Raw genomic sequence first — 14,729 nt, forward strand, 5'->3', positions numbered from 1 at the left:
GCGCAGGCGCCTCCCCTCCCCGGCCATGTCGGACCGCAGCGGCTCCGCCTGCCCTTCCGGCCGTCTGTCAGGCCAGCCGGGGCGCGCGGAGCCAGAAGCGGGTCATGAGCAGGATCGCGGCCAGCGTCAGCCCCACCACGAGGCCGAGCCAGAGGCCGGGGCCGCCGAGCCCCATCGGAAAGCCGAGCACATAGCTCGCCGGGATCCCCACCATCCAGTAGCTGAAGCTCGCCAGCCACATCGGCACCTGCGTGTCGCGCAGCCCGCGCAGCAGGCCGAGCGCGATCACCTGCATGGCGTCGGCGATCTGGAACAGGGCCGCGAAGGCCAGCAGCACCGAGCCGAAGGCCACGATCTCATCGAACTCGGGGTTCGCCCGGTCGAGGAAGAGCGCGATGATCGGGCCCGGGAACAAGAGGAAGATCGCCACCATCACGAGGCCGAAGCCCAGCGAGAGCAGGATCGCGACCTTCGCTCCGTCCCGCAGGCCCTCCGTGTTGCCCGCCCCGTCCGCGCGGCCCGTGCGGATCGTCGCCGCGTTCGAGATCCCCACATGGACCATGAAGGCCAGCGCCGTCACCTCGGGCGCGATCCCGTGGGCGGCGAGCGGCACGGTGCCGATCCAGCCCATCATCAGCGCCGCCGCCTGAAAGATCGCGCCCTCGGCAAGCCCGGTGAAGCCGATGGGCCAGCCCAGCGCGAAGACCCGCGCCAGCGCATGCCAGTCGGGGCGCCAGAAGCGCTGGAACAGGTTGAACCGGCGCAGCGGCGGCAGAAGGGCCGCATAGAGGCCGAGCGCGGCGAGCGACATGATCTGCGCCCCGACTGAGGCGATGGCGGCCCCCTCCACGCCCAGCTCCGGCGCGCCGAACCTGCCGAAGATCAGCACCCAGTTGAGGCCCGCATTGACCACCACCGCGGCAAGCGTGGCCCAGAGCACGATCTGCGTCCGCTCCAGCGCCGAGAGATAGCTCTTCAGCACCATGATGAGCAGCGCCGGCACCATGCCCAGCCCCGCGATCCGCAGGTAATCCTGCGCAAGGGCCGCCACCTCGGGCTGCTGGCCCAGCGCCAGAAGGATCGAGCCCGAGAACCAGAAGAGCGGATAGACGAGCAGCCCGAAGGCGATCGAGAGCCAGAGCCCCATCCGCGTGTCGCGCCGCACCTGCGTCTCGTCGCCCCGCCCGAGCGCCTCGGCCACCATCGGCATGACGGCCTGCGCGAAGCCAGAGCCCAGGATGAATGTCACGAAGAAGAGCGAGGCGCCGAGCACCACGGCGGCCAGTTCGGTCACGCCATACCAGCCCAGCATCACCGTATCGGTGACATGCAGCGACATCTGCGCCAGATGACTGCCGACGAGGGGGAGCCCCAGCGCGAGAATCGCCCGCGCATGGCTGGTGAAGGTGGAACTACGGACCATGCGGCAGCAGTAGCCCGCCGCAGCATCCTCATCAAGCGAGCGCCGCGCGATCAGGCAGAAAGAGGCTTTCGTGCCACGAAATCCACCAGCGCGGAAAGACCGGCATGGGCCCGGCCCTCGTGGATCTCCTCATCCGCATCGCGGGCCACGAGCCGCTCCCAGCCCGGGAAGTCCGCCGCGAGATCGGCCAGCTCATACATGTTCTCGGCCGCCGAGGGGCCGCCCGTCCCGTAGCCCACCTGACGCGGCGCATAGCCGTGCAGGAGGACCAGCCCGCCGGGCCGCACCGCGCGGGCGATGCCCGCATGGATCTCGCGCCGGAGCGCGGGCGGGGCGAACTGGATGAAGATGCCCAGCACGGCGTCGAAGGGCCGGCTCCAGTCCCATTGCGCCACGTCGGCGTGGTGCAGCTCGACCGCCACGCCCCGCTCGGCCGCGAGCGTCCGGGCCTTGGCCAGCGCCACCTCCGACAGATCCATCGCCGTCACCCGGTGCCCGAGCCCGGCCAGATACACGGAGTTCCGCCCCTCCCCGTCGCCCAAGCAGAGAAGCTCGGCCCGCGCGGGCAGGAGGGCCGCCGCGCGCAGTGCGAAGGCCGACGGCTCCTTGCCGAAAAGGTAATCGGCGCTGCGGTAGCGTTCATCCCACATGCGCCGATAGTGCACCGGATCGAACAGCCGGCCAAGGCTCATCCCTGACGCGGCTTGCGCAGCGCGGGCGGCGTGGCGCTGTCGAGGATGTCGGCCGCCGTGCCGATCACCTGCGCCGCACGTCCCACGATCAGCGGATCGGGCACGCCCACCACCTCCGGGTCCTTGCCCGGATAGTCGAGGCTCGACAGGAAGTGCCGCATGCAGTTCAGCCGCGCGCGCTTCTTGTCGTTGGACTTGACGATGGTCCAGGGCGCATCGGCCGTGTCGGTGTAGAAGAACATCGCCTCCTTCGCCTCGGTATAATCGTCCCACTTGTCGAGGCTCGCCTTGTCGATGGGCGAGAGCTTCCAGCGTTTCAGGGGATCGGTCTCGCGGGCGAGGAAGCGGGCGCGCTGTTCGTCGCGCGTCACCGAGAACCAGTATTTGTAGAGCCGGATCCCCGAGCGGACCAGCATCCGCTCGAGCTCGGGCGCCTGGCGCATGAATTCGAGATATTCCGAGGGGGTGCAGAACCCCATCACCCGCTCGACGCCCGCGCGGTTATACCAGCTGCGGTCGAAAAAGACGATCTCGCCCGCGGTCGGCAGATGTTCGATATAGCGCTGAAAGAACCATTGGCCGCGCTCGCGCTCGCCGGGCTTGGTCAGGGCCACGACGCGGGCATAGCGCGGATTGAGATGCTCCATGAAGCGCTTGATCGTGCCACCCTTGCCGGCGGCGTCGCGCCCTTCCATCAGGATGACGAACTTCTGCCCGGTCTCCTGCGCCCAGATCTGCACCTTCAGCAGTTCGGCCTGCAATCTGGCTTTCTCGGCCTCGTAGACCACGCGGCCCAACCGGCGCGGATAGGGATAATGCCCGCCCTCGAAGGCCTGCCGTATCGCATTCGCATCCACGGCCGGGAAATGGCGCGGTCCGTGCAGCGTCTGAAGAGGGGCCTCGGGCCCTGCGGGCCCCTCTTCCGGCAGGGCCGTGGGGGCGGCAGGCACCGCCTCGGCCGCGTCTGCGGCAGGCGGCATCACGGGCATCGCGCGGTCTTCGGCCATGGCATCTCCTTTCCGGCATTCCGCCAATTTATCGACAGATCGTTAAACATGAAATTGACCAGGGTCATTTTAGCCAGCTGGTCAGGAAATAATAAGGGGGTGGCGTTATCCGCCACCCCCAGCGCGGGAAACAATGCTGCGCATGAACGAGAAGTTAAAAAGTCTTGCGGGCCCTCCTTATCGGCGGGCAAGATTCCGCGCATACTCCATCTGCGGTAAAAGGTTTCCCGCCGCGCCTCAGTGGGCAACAATGCCGCAGAGACGGTCGATCACGACCTCCCACCGCTCAAGAAACAGGAGCCGCGCGGACCCAGACAGGGTCTCGACCTCTGCCCCGGCCAGAGTGGCGGCCAGACGATGGACCTCCGCCGGAGGTGCGAGCGGGTCGAGTTCGCCTTGCAGGAAGCGGATCGGCACCTGCGGCGGATGTGGCGGCAGCGCCCTGCCCGCCTCGAGACGGTTGCGGGCGAAGGCCGCATGGGCCGAGATCCCGGGCCCGAGGGCGAAGGCGCTGCCCGCGATCAGCGCCGCCCGAACGCCGGACCCGCGCAGCACCAGCCGGTCGGCCACCGCCCCGCCGCAGGCCGCCAGCAGGCACTCCTCTCGGTCCCGCCGGGCGGCCAGCGCGAAGGCCGCCCGCACCATCAGCGCCAGCGCCTCGGGCGAGTGCCGCGCCGTCTCGGCCAGAAAGCCCGGCCAGCGCGTCACCGGCCCGCCGGCAAGATCGGCCGCGCAAACGAGGATGCCCGCGACCAGCCCCGGGCGCAGCAGGGCAAGCATCCGGGCCGCCGCCAGATCGGATCCGAGCGCGAGGATCGCCGCGCGCGGCAGATCCAGATGGTCCGCCAGCGCCGCGATATCGAGCGCCCCGCCCTCGGCGATCCCCGCCCCCGCGGGCAGCGGATCGCTCCGGCCGTAGCCCGCCCGGATAGGCACGATCACCCGCAGGCTGCGGGCCCGCGCCGCGCGCTCGGCCGCCGGAGCCCAGCGGGCGAGGCTGAGTTCGCCATGCAGATGCAGGACCGGCGTGCCGCTCGGATCGCCGAATTCGAGCCATTCGAGCCGCCGCCCCTCCGGCAGCAGCAGCGCCTGCGGCACCAGCGGCTCCAGAAGCCGCCCGCCCGGCGCCGGCAGCGCCCCCTCCGGAGGCGCGAGCGCCAGATCCATCAGCCCCAGCACCAACCGCAGGAGCTCGGGCTGCGAATGGGTGTCGGTCTTCTGCTGGATCGAGCGCAGCTGGGTGCGCACCGTCTCGACCGAGCGGCCGCGCAGCGTGGCGATCTCGCGCAGCGGAAGGCCGAGGGTCAGGCCATGCACGATGTCGGTCTCGGCCGGGGTGAGCGCGAAGGTTCCCTGCAGGAAGCCGCCGAACCCGTCCGGCCAGACCGGCTCGGTCGCGAGCACCAGCGCGCGGGCCCGCCCCTCCGTCCCCTCGACCGGGCAGACCCGCAGCACCGCGGTCGCCCCGGTCGCGGTCGAGCGGAGGCGGAGATTGCGGGCGGGCTCGGCCCGGCGCGCCACCCGCCGGATCGTGGAGGAAAGCGCCACCACATCCGCCGGCTCGAACGGCAGCGCGGCGAGCGGCGCCCCGCCCGCGATGCGGAAGGCCGATTCGGCGGCGCGATTGCAGGCGGCGATCCGCACCACCCCGTCGCTCAGGAAGGCCGGCACCCGCAGGATGCCCGCCAGCACCGCCTCGGCGGAGCCGGTCTCGCCGCAGGGCAGCCGGCCGAGGATCCGGGCCGCCCGCGCGAAGTGACGCTCGAGCTCCGGCACAGGGTCCGGCTCACGCTGCAGCCGCTGCTGCCAGAGCCGCGCGAAGTCCGGCAACCGCTGCGGATCGAGCGCCAGCTCGTAGGCCAGATGCACCAGCGCCGCCTCGGCCTCCCCGCTCCCGCTCTCCCACAGCCTTGTCATTCCGCGCCTTCGCCTGTCTCGGCGCCGCTCGTGACACGGCCGCCAGGCGCCCTCCATCCGGGGCTTCCCGGATGGGCGCTTGGGTCGCAGGTCTTTCCTCTGGCCCGCCGACCGACTAGGCTCTGGGCCGATCAAGGAGAAGTCCATGCTGAAGATCTACGGCGTCTATCGCTCGCGCGCCTCGCGCCCGCTCTGGCTTCTGGCCGAGCTGGACCTGCCCTTCGAGCATGTGCCCGTGATCCAGGCGAACCGCGTGGCCCATCCCCATGGGCCGGAGGCGCCGCTGAACACGGCCTCTGCGGCCTATCTCGCGGTCAATCCGCTGGGCCAGATCCCCTGCCTCGAGGAGGAGGGGCTGATCCTCACCGAGTCGCTGGCCATCACGCTCCACATCGCGCGCACCCAGGGCGGCCAGCTCGGCCCCCGCAGCGAGCCCGAGGATGCGCTGATGGTCAGCTGGTCGCTCTTCGCCGCCACCGCCGTCGAGCCGCCCGCCCTCGAGATCCAGCTCATCCAGCGGTCGGGCGGCGGCACGAGCCCCGAGGGACAGGCCGCGATCGCCATCGCCGCCGAACGGCTGCGCCGTCCGCTCGCCCGACTCGAACGGCATTTCGCGGCCGAGGACTATCTCGTGGGCGGCCGGTTCACCGTGGCCGACCTGAACCTCGCCGAAACGCTGCGCTACGGCCAGGCCCATCCGGCGCTGCTCGAGCCCTTCCCCGCCGTCGCCGCCTGGCTCGACCGCTGCCAGTCGCGCCCGGCCTTCCGCCTGATGATGGAACGCCGCGCGGCCGAGCCCGAATAGGCGCCGCGCCGGCCTCCTTCCGGCCCCAGATCTTGCGTATCCCCTCTGCGGGATGCTCTATTGCTATTCCAATCGTCCAGAAAGAATCGAGCAGCCATGGCCAACGACCTTCTCTCCGGCCAGCCGGAAACCTATGACGCCTCCTCCATCGAGGTGCTCGAGGGGCTCGAGCCCGTCCGCAAGCGCCCCGGCATGTATATCGGCGGCACGGACGAGCGGGCGCTGCACCATCTGGTGGCCGAGATCCTCGACAACTCGATGGACGAGGCGGTTGCAGGCCATGCCACGCGCATCGAGGTCGAGCTCCATGCAGACCATTCCGTAACGGTGCGCGACAACGGCCGCGGCATCCCGGTCGATCCGCATCCGAAATTTCCCGGCAAGTCGGCGCTCGAGGTCATCCTCTGCACGCTGCACGCGGGCGGCAAGTTCTCCGGCAAGGCCTACCAGACGTCGGGCGGCCTCCATGGCGTCGGCGCCTCGGTGGTGAATGCGCTCTCGGACACGCTCCGGGTCGAGGTGGCGCGCAACCGCGAGCTCTGGGTGCAGAGCTTCTCGCGCGGCATCTCGCAGGGGCCGGTCAAGATGGTGGGCGCCGCCTCGAACCGCCGCGGCACCACGATCACCTTCCACCCCGATCCCGAGATCTTCGGCCATCTCCAGTTCAAGCCCGCACGGCTGATGAAGATGGTCCGCTCCAAGGCCTATCTCTTCTCAGGCGTCGAGATCCGCTGGAAATCCGCGATCCCCGACGGCGACACCCCGCAGGAGGCCGTCTTCCACTTCCCCGGGGGCTTGGGCGACTATCTCGCCGAACAGCTCTCGGGCGCCTCGACCTATGCCGAGCGCCCCTTTGCCGGCAAGGTGGGCTTTCAGGAGAAGTTCGGCGTGCCGGGCTCGGTCGAATGGGCGATCAACTGGACGCCCGCGCGCGACGGCTTCATCCAGTCCTACTGCAACACCGTCCCCACCCCCGAGGGCGGCACGCACGAGAGCGGCTTCTGGTCGGCGATCCTCAAGGGCATCCGCGCCTATGGCGAACTCGTGAAGAACCGCAAGGCCGACCAGATCACCCGCGACGACATGCTGGCGGGCGGCTCGGCGCTGATCTCGGTCTTCATCCGCGAGCCGCAGTTCGTGGGCCAGACCAAGGACCGGCTCGCCACCGAAGAGGCCTCGAAGCTGGTCGAGAACGCGGTCCGCGACCATTTCGACAACTGGCTCGCGGCCAACACGAAATCGGCCGGCGCCATCCTCGATTTCCTCGTGCTGCGCGCCGAAGAGCGCCTCCGCCGCCGGCAGGAGAAGGAGACGCAGCGCAAGTCCGCCACCAAGAAGCTGCGCCTGCCCGGCAAGCTCGTCGACTGCTCCGCCACCGCCCGCGACGGGACCGAGCTCTTCATCGTCGAGGGCGACTCGGCCGGCGGCTCGGCCAAGATGGCGCGCGACCGCGCCACTCAGGCGCTGCTGCCGCTCCGGGGCAAGATCCTGAACGTGCTGGGCGCCGCCTCGGGCAAGATGGGCGCCAATGCCGAGATCAACGACCTCTGCCAAGCGCTCGGCACCGGCATGGGCACGCGCTTCAACATCGACGAGCTGCGCTACGACAAGATCATCATCATGACCGATGCCGATGTGGACGGCGCCCACATCGCCTCGCTGCTGATGACCTTCTTCTTCACCCAGATGCGCCCGCTGATCGACCGCGGCCATCTCTATCTCGCCTGCCCGCCGCTCTACCGCCTCACCCAGGGGGCGAAGCGGCTCTATGTCGCCGACGATGTCGAGAAGGAACTCTGGATGGCCAAGGGCCTCGGCGGCAAGGGCAAGATCGACGTGCAGCGCTTCAAGGGGCTGGGCGAGATGGATGCCAAGGACCTCAAGGACACGACGATGAACCCGGCCACGCGCAAGCTCATCCGTGTCTCGATCGACGAGGACGAGCCCGGCGAGACGGGCGATCTGGTCGAGCGGCTGATGGGCAAGAAGCCCGAGCTGCGCTTCCAGTATATTCAGGAGAATGCGCGCTTCGTCGAGGAACTCGACGTCTGACCCCGCCCGGCGGCGCCCCGAGGCCCCTGCGCCGCATCGCGCCCCGAAGCCTCTTCTTCCCGGCCGCGCCGGATCCCCTCCGCGGCGCGCCCGGCCCCTGAACCCCGCGCGCGCCACAGGCCGCCCCGCCCACCGCCAGCCCGTCTTTCACTCTGCCCAAATATCCGCGGGGGTCCGGGGGCCGCCAGCCCCCGGCGGCCGGCTCCGGGCGCCGCCCGTCAGGCCCCGCGCACCAGCGGATGGTCGAGCGCCGTCATGATCCCGCGCAGCTCGGCCAGCCCCTTCAGCCGCCCGATCGAAGGATAGCCCGGCTGGCCCTTGCGGCCGAGGTCGTCGAGGATGTCCTGCCCGTGGTCGGGCCGCATCGGGATCGAGATATCCGTGCGCCCCTCGGCCTCGCGCCGCCGCTCCTCGGCGAGGATGGCCGCGATCATCGCCACCATGTCGGTGCCGCCCTCGAGATGGCCGTCCTCGAAGAAGGAGTTGCGCAGCGCGTCCCCGTCCCGCTCCAGCGTCACGTTGCGCAGATGCAGGAAATGCACCCGGTCGCCCAGCCGCTCCATCATCCCCGGCAGGTCGTTCTCGGCCCGTGCGCCGAGGCTGCCCGTGCAGAGCGTGATGCCATTGGCCTTCAGATCCACCGCCTCCATCACCGCGGCATAGTCGGCCTCGGTCGACATGACCCGCGGCAGGCCCAGCAGCGGGAAGGGCGGATCGTCGGGATGGCAGCAGAGCCGCACGCCCAGCTCCTCGGCGAGCGGCGCCACCTCGGACAGGAAGTCCACCAGATGCCGGCGCAGCGTCTCGGGGCGCATGGCGGCATAGTCCGACAGGTGCCGGCGCACATCGTCGAGTGTGAACTGCTCGGCCGCCCCCGGCAGCCCGAAGACCACGTTGCGGGCAAGCTCGGACCGGCGGGTCCCGTCCATCTCGGCAAAGCGCCGCGCCGCCTCCTCGACCACCGCCGCGGGCAGTTCCCCGGCCGCGCCGGGCCGCTCGAGGATATGGATGTCGAAGGCCGCGAAATCGGTCAGGTCGAACCGCATGCAGGTTGCGCCCGACGGCCGCCGCCAGGCGAGATCCGTCCGCGTCCAGTCGAGCACTGGCATGAAGTTGTAGCAGATGACCTCGATCCCCGCCGCGCGGAGATTGCGCATCGAGGCTTTCCAGGTCTCGAGATGGGCGCGCCAGTCGCCCTTCTGCTTCTTGATGTCCTCGGAGACGGGCAGGCTCTCGACCACCTCCCAGTTGAGGCCCGAGGCCGCGCCGTCGCGCATCACCCCGATCTCGCGCTGGCGGCGGGCGATCTCCTCGGGCGTCCAGAGCGCGCCGGTGGGAATGTGATGCAGCGCCGAGACGACGCCCTCCACCCCCGCCTGCCGCATGTCGTCCACCGACACGAGGTCCTTCGGTCCGAACCACCGCCATGTCTGCCGCATCGCCGTCCTCCCGCTGAGCACCCCAAACTAATATGCAAGTATGCCAGTTTGCAAGAGAGGACACAAAGCTCCGCGGAAATCCCCCACCCGCCCCGCAGTCGCCCGACGCTTCCAGACCTGCCCGTCGGCCCGTCCACCTGTCCGCCGAAGGAAGACCGGTCCGTCGGCATCCGAGGTCAGCCCTCATGAGGCTCCCGCCCGGTCACCCGCGCCGCGCCACGGCATGCGGCACCCATCGCCAAGAGGCCGATGGTCCGGCAGCCCCAGCAGCGGAAGACCTGCCTCCCGCCCCTCGCAGGGTCGCACCTGTTGCGGCTGTCAACTCCTGCGCGGCACGGTGCCCCGAGAGAGATGCGCTCCGCCCGGACGGACCCGTCGCGCGGGCGGAGCTGGCTCTCGACAGCAGAAGCGGTCCACTCCCGCGCCGGACGATCCGCCGAGGCGGCGGCGCCCAAAGCCCGGTCGGGCCTGCCGCGGCCCCGGCGAGAGCCCTTCGTTCACTCCCGACGCAGGCCCTTCAGCGCGTCCGCGAACGGGTTGCCCGCGCTCGTCTCGCGTGGTGCGGCCTGCCGGGGCAGGGGCTTGCCGCCCTTGCGTGGCGGTTCGGCGCTCCGGCGCTCGGAGGCCTGCGCGCGGGCGTCGGCGCTGTCCTTGCGCATGGTGAGGCCGATGCGCTTGCGCGCCACGTCCACCTCGACCACCCGCACCTTCACCACGTCGCCCGCCTTCACCACCTCGTGCGGATCCTTCACGAAGCGGTCGGCGAGCTGGCTCACATGCACGAGCCCGTCCTGATGCACCCCCACATCGACGAAGGCGCCGAAGGCCGCGACGTTGGTCACCGTCCCTTCGAGCAGCATCCCCGGCTTCAGGTCCGAGATCTCCTCGACCCCGTCGGTGAAGGTCGCGGTCTTGAAGGTCGGGCGCGGGTCGCGGCCGGGCTTCTCCAGCTCGGCGAGGATGTCCCTCACGGTCGGCAGGCCGAAGCGCTCGTCGGTGAAGTCCTGCGGGTCGAGCGCCCGCAGCCGCTGCGGCTCGGCCATCAGGCTGCGCAGGTCGCGCCCGCAGGCGGCCACGATCCGGCGCGCCACATCATAGGCCTCGGGGTGAACGGACGAGGCGTCGAGCGGCTCGGTCCCGTCCGGGATGCGCAGGAAGCCCGCCGCCTGCTCGAAGGCGCGGGGGCCCAGACGCGCGACCTTCAGCAGGTCACGGCGTTTCGCGAAGGGACCGTTCGCGTTGCGGTGCTGCACGATGGCCTCGGCCAGCCCCGGCCCCACGCCCGAGACGCGCGCCAGAAGCGGCGCCGAGGCCGTGTTCAGATCCACCCCCACCGCGTTCACCGCATCCTCGACCACGGCCTCCAGCGAGCGCCCCAGACGGTGCTGGTCCACATCATGCTGATACTGGCCCACGCCGATCGACTTCGGCTCGATCTTCACCAGTTCGGCCAGCGGATCCTGCAGACGGCGGGCAATCGAGACGGCGCCGCGCAGGCTGACGTCGAGATCGGGGAACTCGGCCGCCGCCAGCGCGCTCGCCGAATAGACCGAGGCGCCCGCCTCGCTGACGATCACCTTCACGGGCTTCGGCGCGTCGCCCGGCAGCGCCGCCAGAAGGTCCGCCACCATCTTCTCGCTCTCGCGGCTCGCGGTGCCGTTGCCGATGGCGATCAGCGTCACGCCATGGGCGCGGATCAGCTTCATCAGCTCGATCTGCGCCCCGCGCAGGTCGTTCTTGGGCTGGAACGGATAGACGGTCGAGGTGGCCAGAACCTTCCCCGTCGCATCCACCACCGCCACCTTGCAGCCGGTGCGGATGCCCGGGTCGATCCCCATCGTGACCTTGCCGCCCGCAGGTGCCGCCAGCAGCAGATCCTTGAGGTTCCGCGCGAAGACCCCGATGGCCTCGGCCTCGGCCCGCTCGCGCAGCTCGGCCATCAGGTCGAGCGTCAGCGAGGTTCTGAGCTTCACCCGCCAGGCCCAGGAAGCCGCCTCGCGCAGCCACTGATCGCCCGGCCCCTTCCCCGCCGCCTGAAGCGCCATGCCGGCCATCCGCTCGGCCGGGCTCTCGCCGCGGGCCGCATCGGCATCGACCTCGAGATCGAGCGTCAGCACGCCTTCGTTGCGCCCCCGCAGCATGGCGAGCACCCGGTGGCCCGCCGCGGTGGCCCAGGCCTCGGAATGGGCGAAATAGTCCGAGAACTTGGCGCCCTCGGCCTCCTTGCCTTCGACGACCTTCGCCGAAATACGGCCCACCTGCTTCATGTGCGCGCGCAGCCGGCCGAGCAGGTCGGCATTCTCCGCAAGCCCCTCGGCCACGATGTCGCGCGCCCCTTCGAGCGCCGCCTTCACGTCCGGCACCGCCTCGGAGACATAGGCCTGCGCCAGCTCCGCCGGCACCGCCGCACGGTCGGCGAGGATCGCCTCGGCCAAGGGCCCGAGGCCATTCTCGCGCGCGATCATGGCCTTTGTGCGCCGCTTCGGCTTGTAGGGCAGATAGATGTCCTCGAGCTCGGACTTGGTGGCGGCCTTCACCACCTGCGCCTCGAGCTCGGGCGTGAGCTTGCCCTGATCGCGGATCGAGCCGAGGATCGTCTCGCGCCGCGCCTCGAGCTCGCGCAGATAGGCCAGCCGCTCGGAGAGCGTGCGCAGCTGCGTGTCGTCAAGGCCGCCCGTCGCCTCCTTGCGATAGCGGGCGACGAAGGGCACGGTCGCGCCGCCGTCGAGAAGCTCGATGGCGGCCGCGACCTGATCGGGACGGGCCGCGATCTCGGCGGCGATCAGCGAGGGAATGCGGCGGATGGCGTCGGTGCTCATGGGGTCCGGCTCTGGTCAGTGGGAGGCGGACCATAGTCCCGCCCGCCCGCCAAGGGAAGCACCGCGCACCCGCCCTCCGCGGCTCATTGCTGAAGAGTGCGCAGATACTGCTCGAGTTGAACGAGCCGGATCGGCGTCGGCGTCAGGATCCCGTCGCCGCCGTCGAAGGGCACCGTCTCGCTGTCGAGAAGCGGGCCGAACTCGGGCATCACCCGGTCGCCCGTCTTCGCATAGCCCCAGATCTGCGCCATGACGCGGGTGCCGGGGAAGCGGCCGCCGTTGCGGGCAGAAAGCGTGGTGAGGTCGGCAGGCTTCCGGTCGAGCAGCGCCGCCATTTCGCCGTCGCCGTGGCCCGTGGCGCCGTGGCACCCGGCGCAGAGCACGCTGAAATCCGCGCGCCCCGTGGGCACGCCGGGCGCTGCCACACAGGCCGCAAGCGGCAGCACCGCGAGGGCGATCAAGGCATGTCTCATGGCATCCTCCCTTTCGGGCCAGATGACCACCCCGGCCGGCCGGCGGCCTTGACGCAGATCAGACGACCCGGCCGGCCTCGAGCCGCACCACCCGGTCCATCCGGGCGGCCAGCTCCAGATTGTGGGTGGCGATGAGGGCGGAGAGGCCGGTTCCGCGCACCAGATCCATCAGCACGCCGAACACCTGATCCGAGGTGCCGGGATCAAGGTTGCCCGTGGGCTCGTCGGCCAGAAGCAGCCGCGGGGCGTTGGCGAGCGCCCGGCAGAAGGCCACGCGCTGCTGCTCGCCGCCCGAGAGCGCCGCCGGCCGGTGTCCTTCCCGCGCGCCAACACCGACGCGGCCCAGCAGGTCGCGCGCCCGCGCCTCGGCCCCGCGCCGGGAAACGCCATTGGCCAGTTGCGGCAGCACCACATTCTCGAGCGCGGTGAATTCGGGCAGGAGATGGTGGAACTGGTAGATGAAGCCCACCTCGCGCCGCCGCGTCCCGGTCCGCGCCCGGTCGCCCAGCCCCGCCATCTCGGTCCCGCCGATGGCCACGCGCCCCTCGTCGGGCGTGTCGAGCAGCCCCGCGATATGGAGCAGCGTGGATTTCCCCGCCCCCGAGGGCGCCACCAGCGCCACCACCTCGCCCGTGCCCACCGAGAGCGTGGCGCCCCGCAGCACCGTCACCTCGCCGGGGCGGCCCCGGTTGTAGGCCTTGGTCAGCCCGTCCAGAACCAGCATCTCACTCATAGCGCAGCGCCTCGACCGGGTTCATGCGGGCCGCACGGCGCGCAGGGATCAGCGTGACGAAGAAGGACAGGCCCAGCGACAGCGCCACCGCCGACAAGACATCCGCCCATTGCAGCTTCGCGGGCAGCGCATAGATGCCGCGGATCGAGGGATCCCAGACGCCGCCTCCCGAGAGGTAGTTCACGAGCGAGAAGATCGGATCGATGTAGATCGTGAAGAGACAGCCCAGCGCCACCCCCGCCGCCGTGCCGATCAGCCCGGTCGAGGCGCCGCAGAGGAAGAAGACCCGCAGGATCGAGCCCTCGGTCAGCCCCATGGTGCGCAGGATGCCGATGTCGCGGCCCTTGTTCTTCACCAGCATGATGAGCCCCGAGACGATGTTCATCGAGGCGATCAGCACGAGGATCGACAGGATCACGAACATCACATTGTCCTCGATGGTCAGGGCGCGCAGGAACGAGCCCGCCGAATCGCGCCAGGTCCAGAGCATCGAGCCCTCGCCCGCCGCCTGCATCAGCGCGGGCGCCATCGCATCCACCGCCTCGGGATCCTCGACCATCACCTCGATCTCGTCGGCGAGGCCCTCGCGGTTGAAGTAGCTCTGCGCCTCGGCGAGCGGCATGTAGACCCGGGTGCGGTCGATGTCGTACCGCCCGGCGGTGAAGACATAGACCACCTCGTAGGCCGAGACGCGGGGCGAGGTGCCGAAGGCCGTCTTCACCCCGTCGGGCGAGATCAGCCGCACGCGGTCGCCCACGCTCACTCCCAGCTCCTGCGCCACGCCCGAGCCGAGCGCGATGCCCTCGTCGAAACGCTCGATGTCTCCCACATGCTCGGCCCCGATGCCGATGCGCGGGATGGTGGCAAGGTCGGCCTGCCGCATCCCGAACACCTCGACCCCCGAGGAGGCGCCATTGGCGGTGGCCATCACCTGCCCCTTCACCACCGGCGCCGCCCGCAGCACGCCCGGCACGGCGGCCACGCGCGCGGCCACCGGATCGTAGTCCTCGAAACCGCGGATCAGCTGGCCCGTCTCGGTGATGCGGCCGGCGGAATAGACGGTGACATGGGCATTCGCGCCGAGGATCGTGTCCACGAACTCGGCGCGGAAGCCCGCGCGGACCGAGAGCGTCGCGATCAGCGCGAAGACGGCGAGCGTGATCCCCACGAGGCTGATCCAGGTCATGACCGAGACGCCGCCCTCGGCGCGGCGGGCGCGCAGATAGCGCCAGGCGATCATCCATTCGAAGGCCGCAAAGGGCCGCGTCCGGTCAGCCATCCGTCCATCCTTTCGCGTCCGCCGCGAGGGCCCGCCCCGCCTGCTTTCAGTCTGGCTCAAATATCCTCGGGGGGTCCCGGGGGGCAGACA

The 14,729-nt window shown here is 70.4% G+C and carries 11 protein-coding genes; 2 read left to right on the forward strand and 9 right to left on the reverse strand.

Going from position 1 to position 14,729, the window contains the following annotated elements; all coding sequences use genetic code 11:
* Positions 1 to 67: 67 nt before the first annotated feature.
* From RSP_RS12175 to RSP_RS12190, 4 genes are all read right to left on the reverse strand, one after another.
* A complete protein-coding gene (locus RSP_RS12175) occupies positions 68 to 1,423 on the reverse strand; it encodes an MATE family efflux transporter (RefSeq protein ID WP_011338470.1) in 1,356 nt (451 codons plus the stop codon).
* 50 nt (positions 1,424 to 1,473) lie between these two features.
* Positions 1,474 to 2,115, reverse strand: coding sequence for an SAM-dependent methyltransferase (locus RSP_RS12180; protein WP_011338471.1), 642 nt, complete (start codon positions 2,113 to 2,115; stop codon positions 1,474 to 1,476).
* The gene (gene ppk2, locus RSP_RS12185; RefSeq protein WP_011338472.1) at positions 2,112 to 3,122 is read right to left on the reverse strand and encodes a polyphosphate kinase 2; all 1,011 of its coding nucleotides are present in this window, start codon (positions 3,120 to 3,122) and stop codon (positions 2,112 to 2,114) included. The genes RSP_RS12180 and ppk2 overlap by 4 nt, the downstream gene beginning before the upstream one ends.
* A 237-nt stretch (positions 3,123 to 3,359) precedes the next feature.
* Positions 3,360 to 5,039 (reverse strand): LuxR C-terminal-related transcriptional regulator, encoded by a 1,680-nt coding sequence (locus tag RSP_RS12190; RefSeq protein WP_029534485.1) that lies wholly within the window; start codon positions 5,037 to 5,039, stop codon positions 3,360 to 3,362.
* Positions 5,040 to 5,184: 145 nt separating this feature from the next.
* On the opposite strand from RSP_RS12190, the gene RSP_RS12195 reads away from it, so the two are divergent.
* Both RSP_RS12195 and parE read left to right on the forward strand, forming a co-directional pair.
* The gene (locus RSP_RS12195; RefSeq protein ID WP_009561746.1) at positions 5,185 to 5,844 is read left to right on the forward strand and encodes a glutathione S-transferase family protein; all 660 of its coding nucleotides are present in this window, start codon (positions 5,185 to 5,187) and stop codon (positions 5,842 to 5,844) included.
* 96 nt (positions 5,845 to 5,940) lie between these two features.
* A complete protein-coding gene (parE, locus tag RSP_RS12200; protein WP_023003707.1) occupies positions 5,941 to 7,896 on the forward strand; it encodes a DNA topoisomerase IV subunit B in 1,956 nt (651 codons plus the stop codon).
* Between the two features lie 218 nt (positions 7,897 to 8,114).
* Here parE and uxuA read toward each other — a convergent pair whose 3' ends face one another.
* The 5 genes from uxuA to RSP_RS12225 form a co-directional block, all read right to left on the reverse strand.
* Positions 8,115 to 9,335 carry a mannonate dehydratase gene (gene uxuA, locus RSP_RS12205; RefSeq protein WP_011338476.1) on the reverse strand — a complete coding sequence of 407 codons (1,221 nt, stop codon included), beginning with the start codon at positions 9,333 to 9,335 and terminating at the stop codon, positions 8,115 to 8,117.
* Positions 9,336 to 9,832: 497 nt separating this feature from the next.
* Positions 9,833 to 12,154, reverse strand: a complete 2,322-nt coding sequence (locus tag RSP_RS12210) for a Tex family protein (protein ID WP_011338477.1) — start codon at positions 12,152 to 12,154, stop codon at positions 9,833 to 9,835.
* An 83-nt stretch (positions 12,155 to 12,237) separates the two neighbouring features.
* Complete coding sequence (locus tag RSP_RS12215; protein WP_017139951.1) at positions 12,238 to 12,627, reverse strand: c-type cytochrome; 390 nt, start codon at positions 12,625 to 12,627, stop codon at positions 12,238 to 12,240.
* Positions 12,628 to 12,685: 58 nt separating this feature from the next.
* Positions 12,686 to 13,360, reverse strand: a complete 675-nt coding sequence (locus RSP_RS12220) for an ABC transporter ATP-binding protein (protein ID WP_011338479.1) — start codon at positions 13,358 to 13,360, stop codon at positions 12,686 to 12,688.
* Positions 13,353 to 14,639 (reverse strand): lipoprotein-releasing ABC transporter permease subunit, encoded by a 1,287-nt coding sequence (locus tag RSP_RS12225; RefSeq protein WP_011338480.1) that lies wholly within the window; start codon positions 14,637 to 14,639, stop codon positions 13,353 to 13,355. The genes RSP_RS12220 and RSP_RS12225 overlap by 8 nt, the downstream gene beginning before the upstream one ends.
* Positions 14,640 to 14,729 lie beyond the last annotated feature (90 nt).

This window comes from Cereibacter sphaeroides 2.4.1, assembly GCF_000012905.2.
Classification (GTDB): Bacteria; Pseudomonadota; Alphaproteobacteria; order Rhodobacterales; family Rhodobacteraceae; genus Cereibacter_A; species Cereibacter_A sphaeroides.

Bases quoted from the DNA above. Each gene is read 5' to 3' on its own strand.
- RSP_RS12175 (WP_011338470.1), bottom strand. From the start codon at position 1,423: ATGGTCCGTAGTTCCACCTTCACCAGCCATGCGCGGGCGATTCTCGCG.
- RSP_RS12180 (WP_011338471.1), bottom strand. From the start codon at position 2,115: ATGAGCCTTGGCCGGCTGTTCGATCCGGTGCACTATCGGCGCATGTGG.
- ppk2 (WP_011338472.1), bottom strand. From the start codon at position 3,122: ATGGCCGAAGACCGCGCGATGCCCGTGATGCCGCCTGCCGCAGACGCG.
- RSP_RS12190 (WP_029534485.1), bottom strand. From the start codon at position 5,039: ATGACAAGGCTGTGGGAGAGCGGGAGCGGGGAGGCCGAGGCGGCGCTG.
- RSP_RS12195 (WP_009561746.1), top strand. From the start codon at position 5,185: ATGCTGAAGATCTACGGCGTCTATCGCTCGCGCGCCTCGCGCCCGCTC.
- parE (WP_023003707.1), top strand. From the start codon at position 5,941: ATGGCCAACGACCTTCTCTCCGGCCAGCCGGAAACCTATGACGCCTCC.
- uxuA (WP_011338476.1), bottom strand. From the start codon at position 9,335: ATGCGGCAGACATGGCGGTGGTTCGGACCGAAGGACCTCGTGTCGGTG.
- RSP_RS12210 (WP_011338477.1), bottom strand. From the start codon at position 12,154: ATGAGCACCGACGCCATCCGCCGCATTCCCTCGCTGATCGCCGCCGAG.
- RSP_RS12215 (WP_017139951.1), bottom strand. From the start codon at position 12,627: ATGAGACATGCCTTGATCGCCCTCGCGGTGCTGCCGCTTGCGGCCTGT.
- RSP_RS12220 (WP_011338479.1), bottom strand. From the start codon at position 13,360: ATGAGTGAGATGCTGGTTCTGGACGGGCTGACCAAGGCCTACAACCGG.
- RSP_RS12225 (WP_011338480.1), bottom strand. From the start codon at position 14,639: ATGGCTGACCGGACGCGGCCCTTTGCGGCCTTCGAATGGATGATCGCC.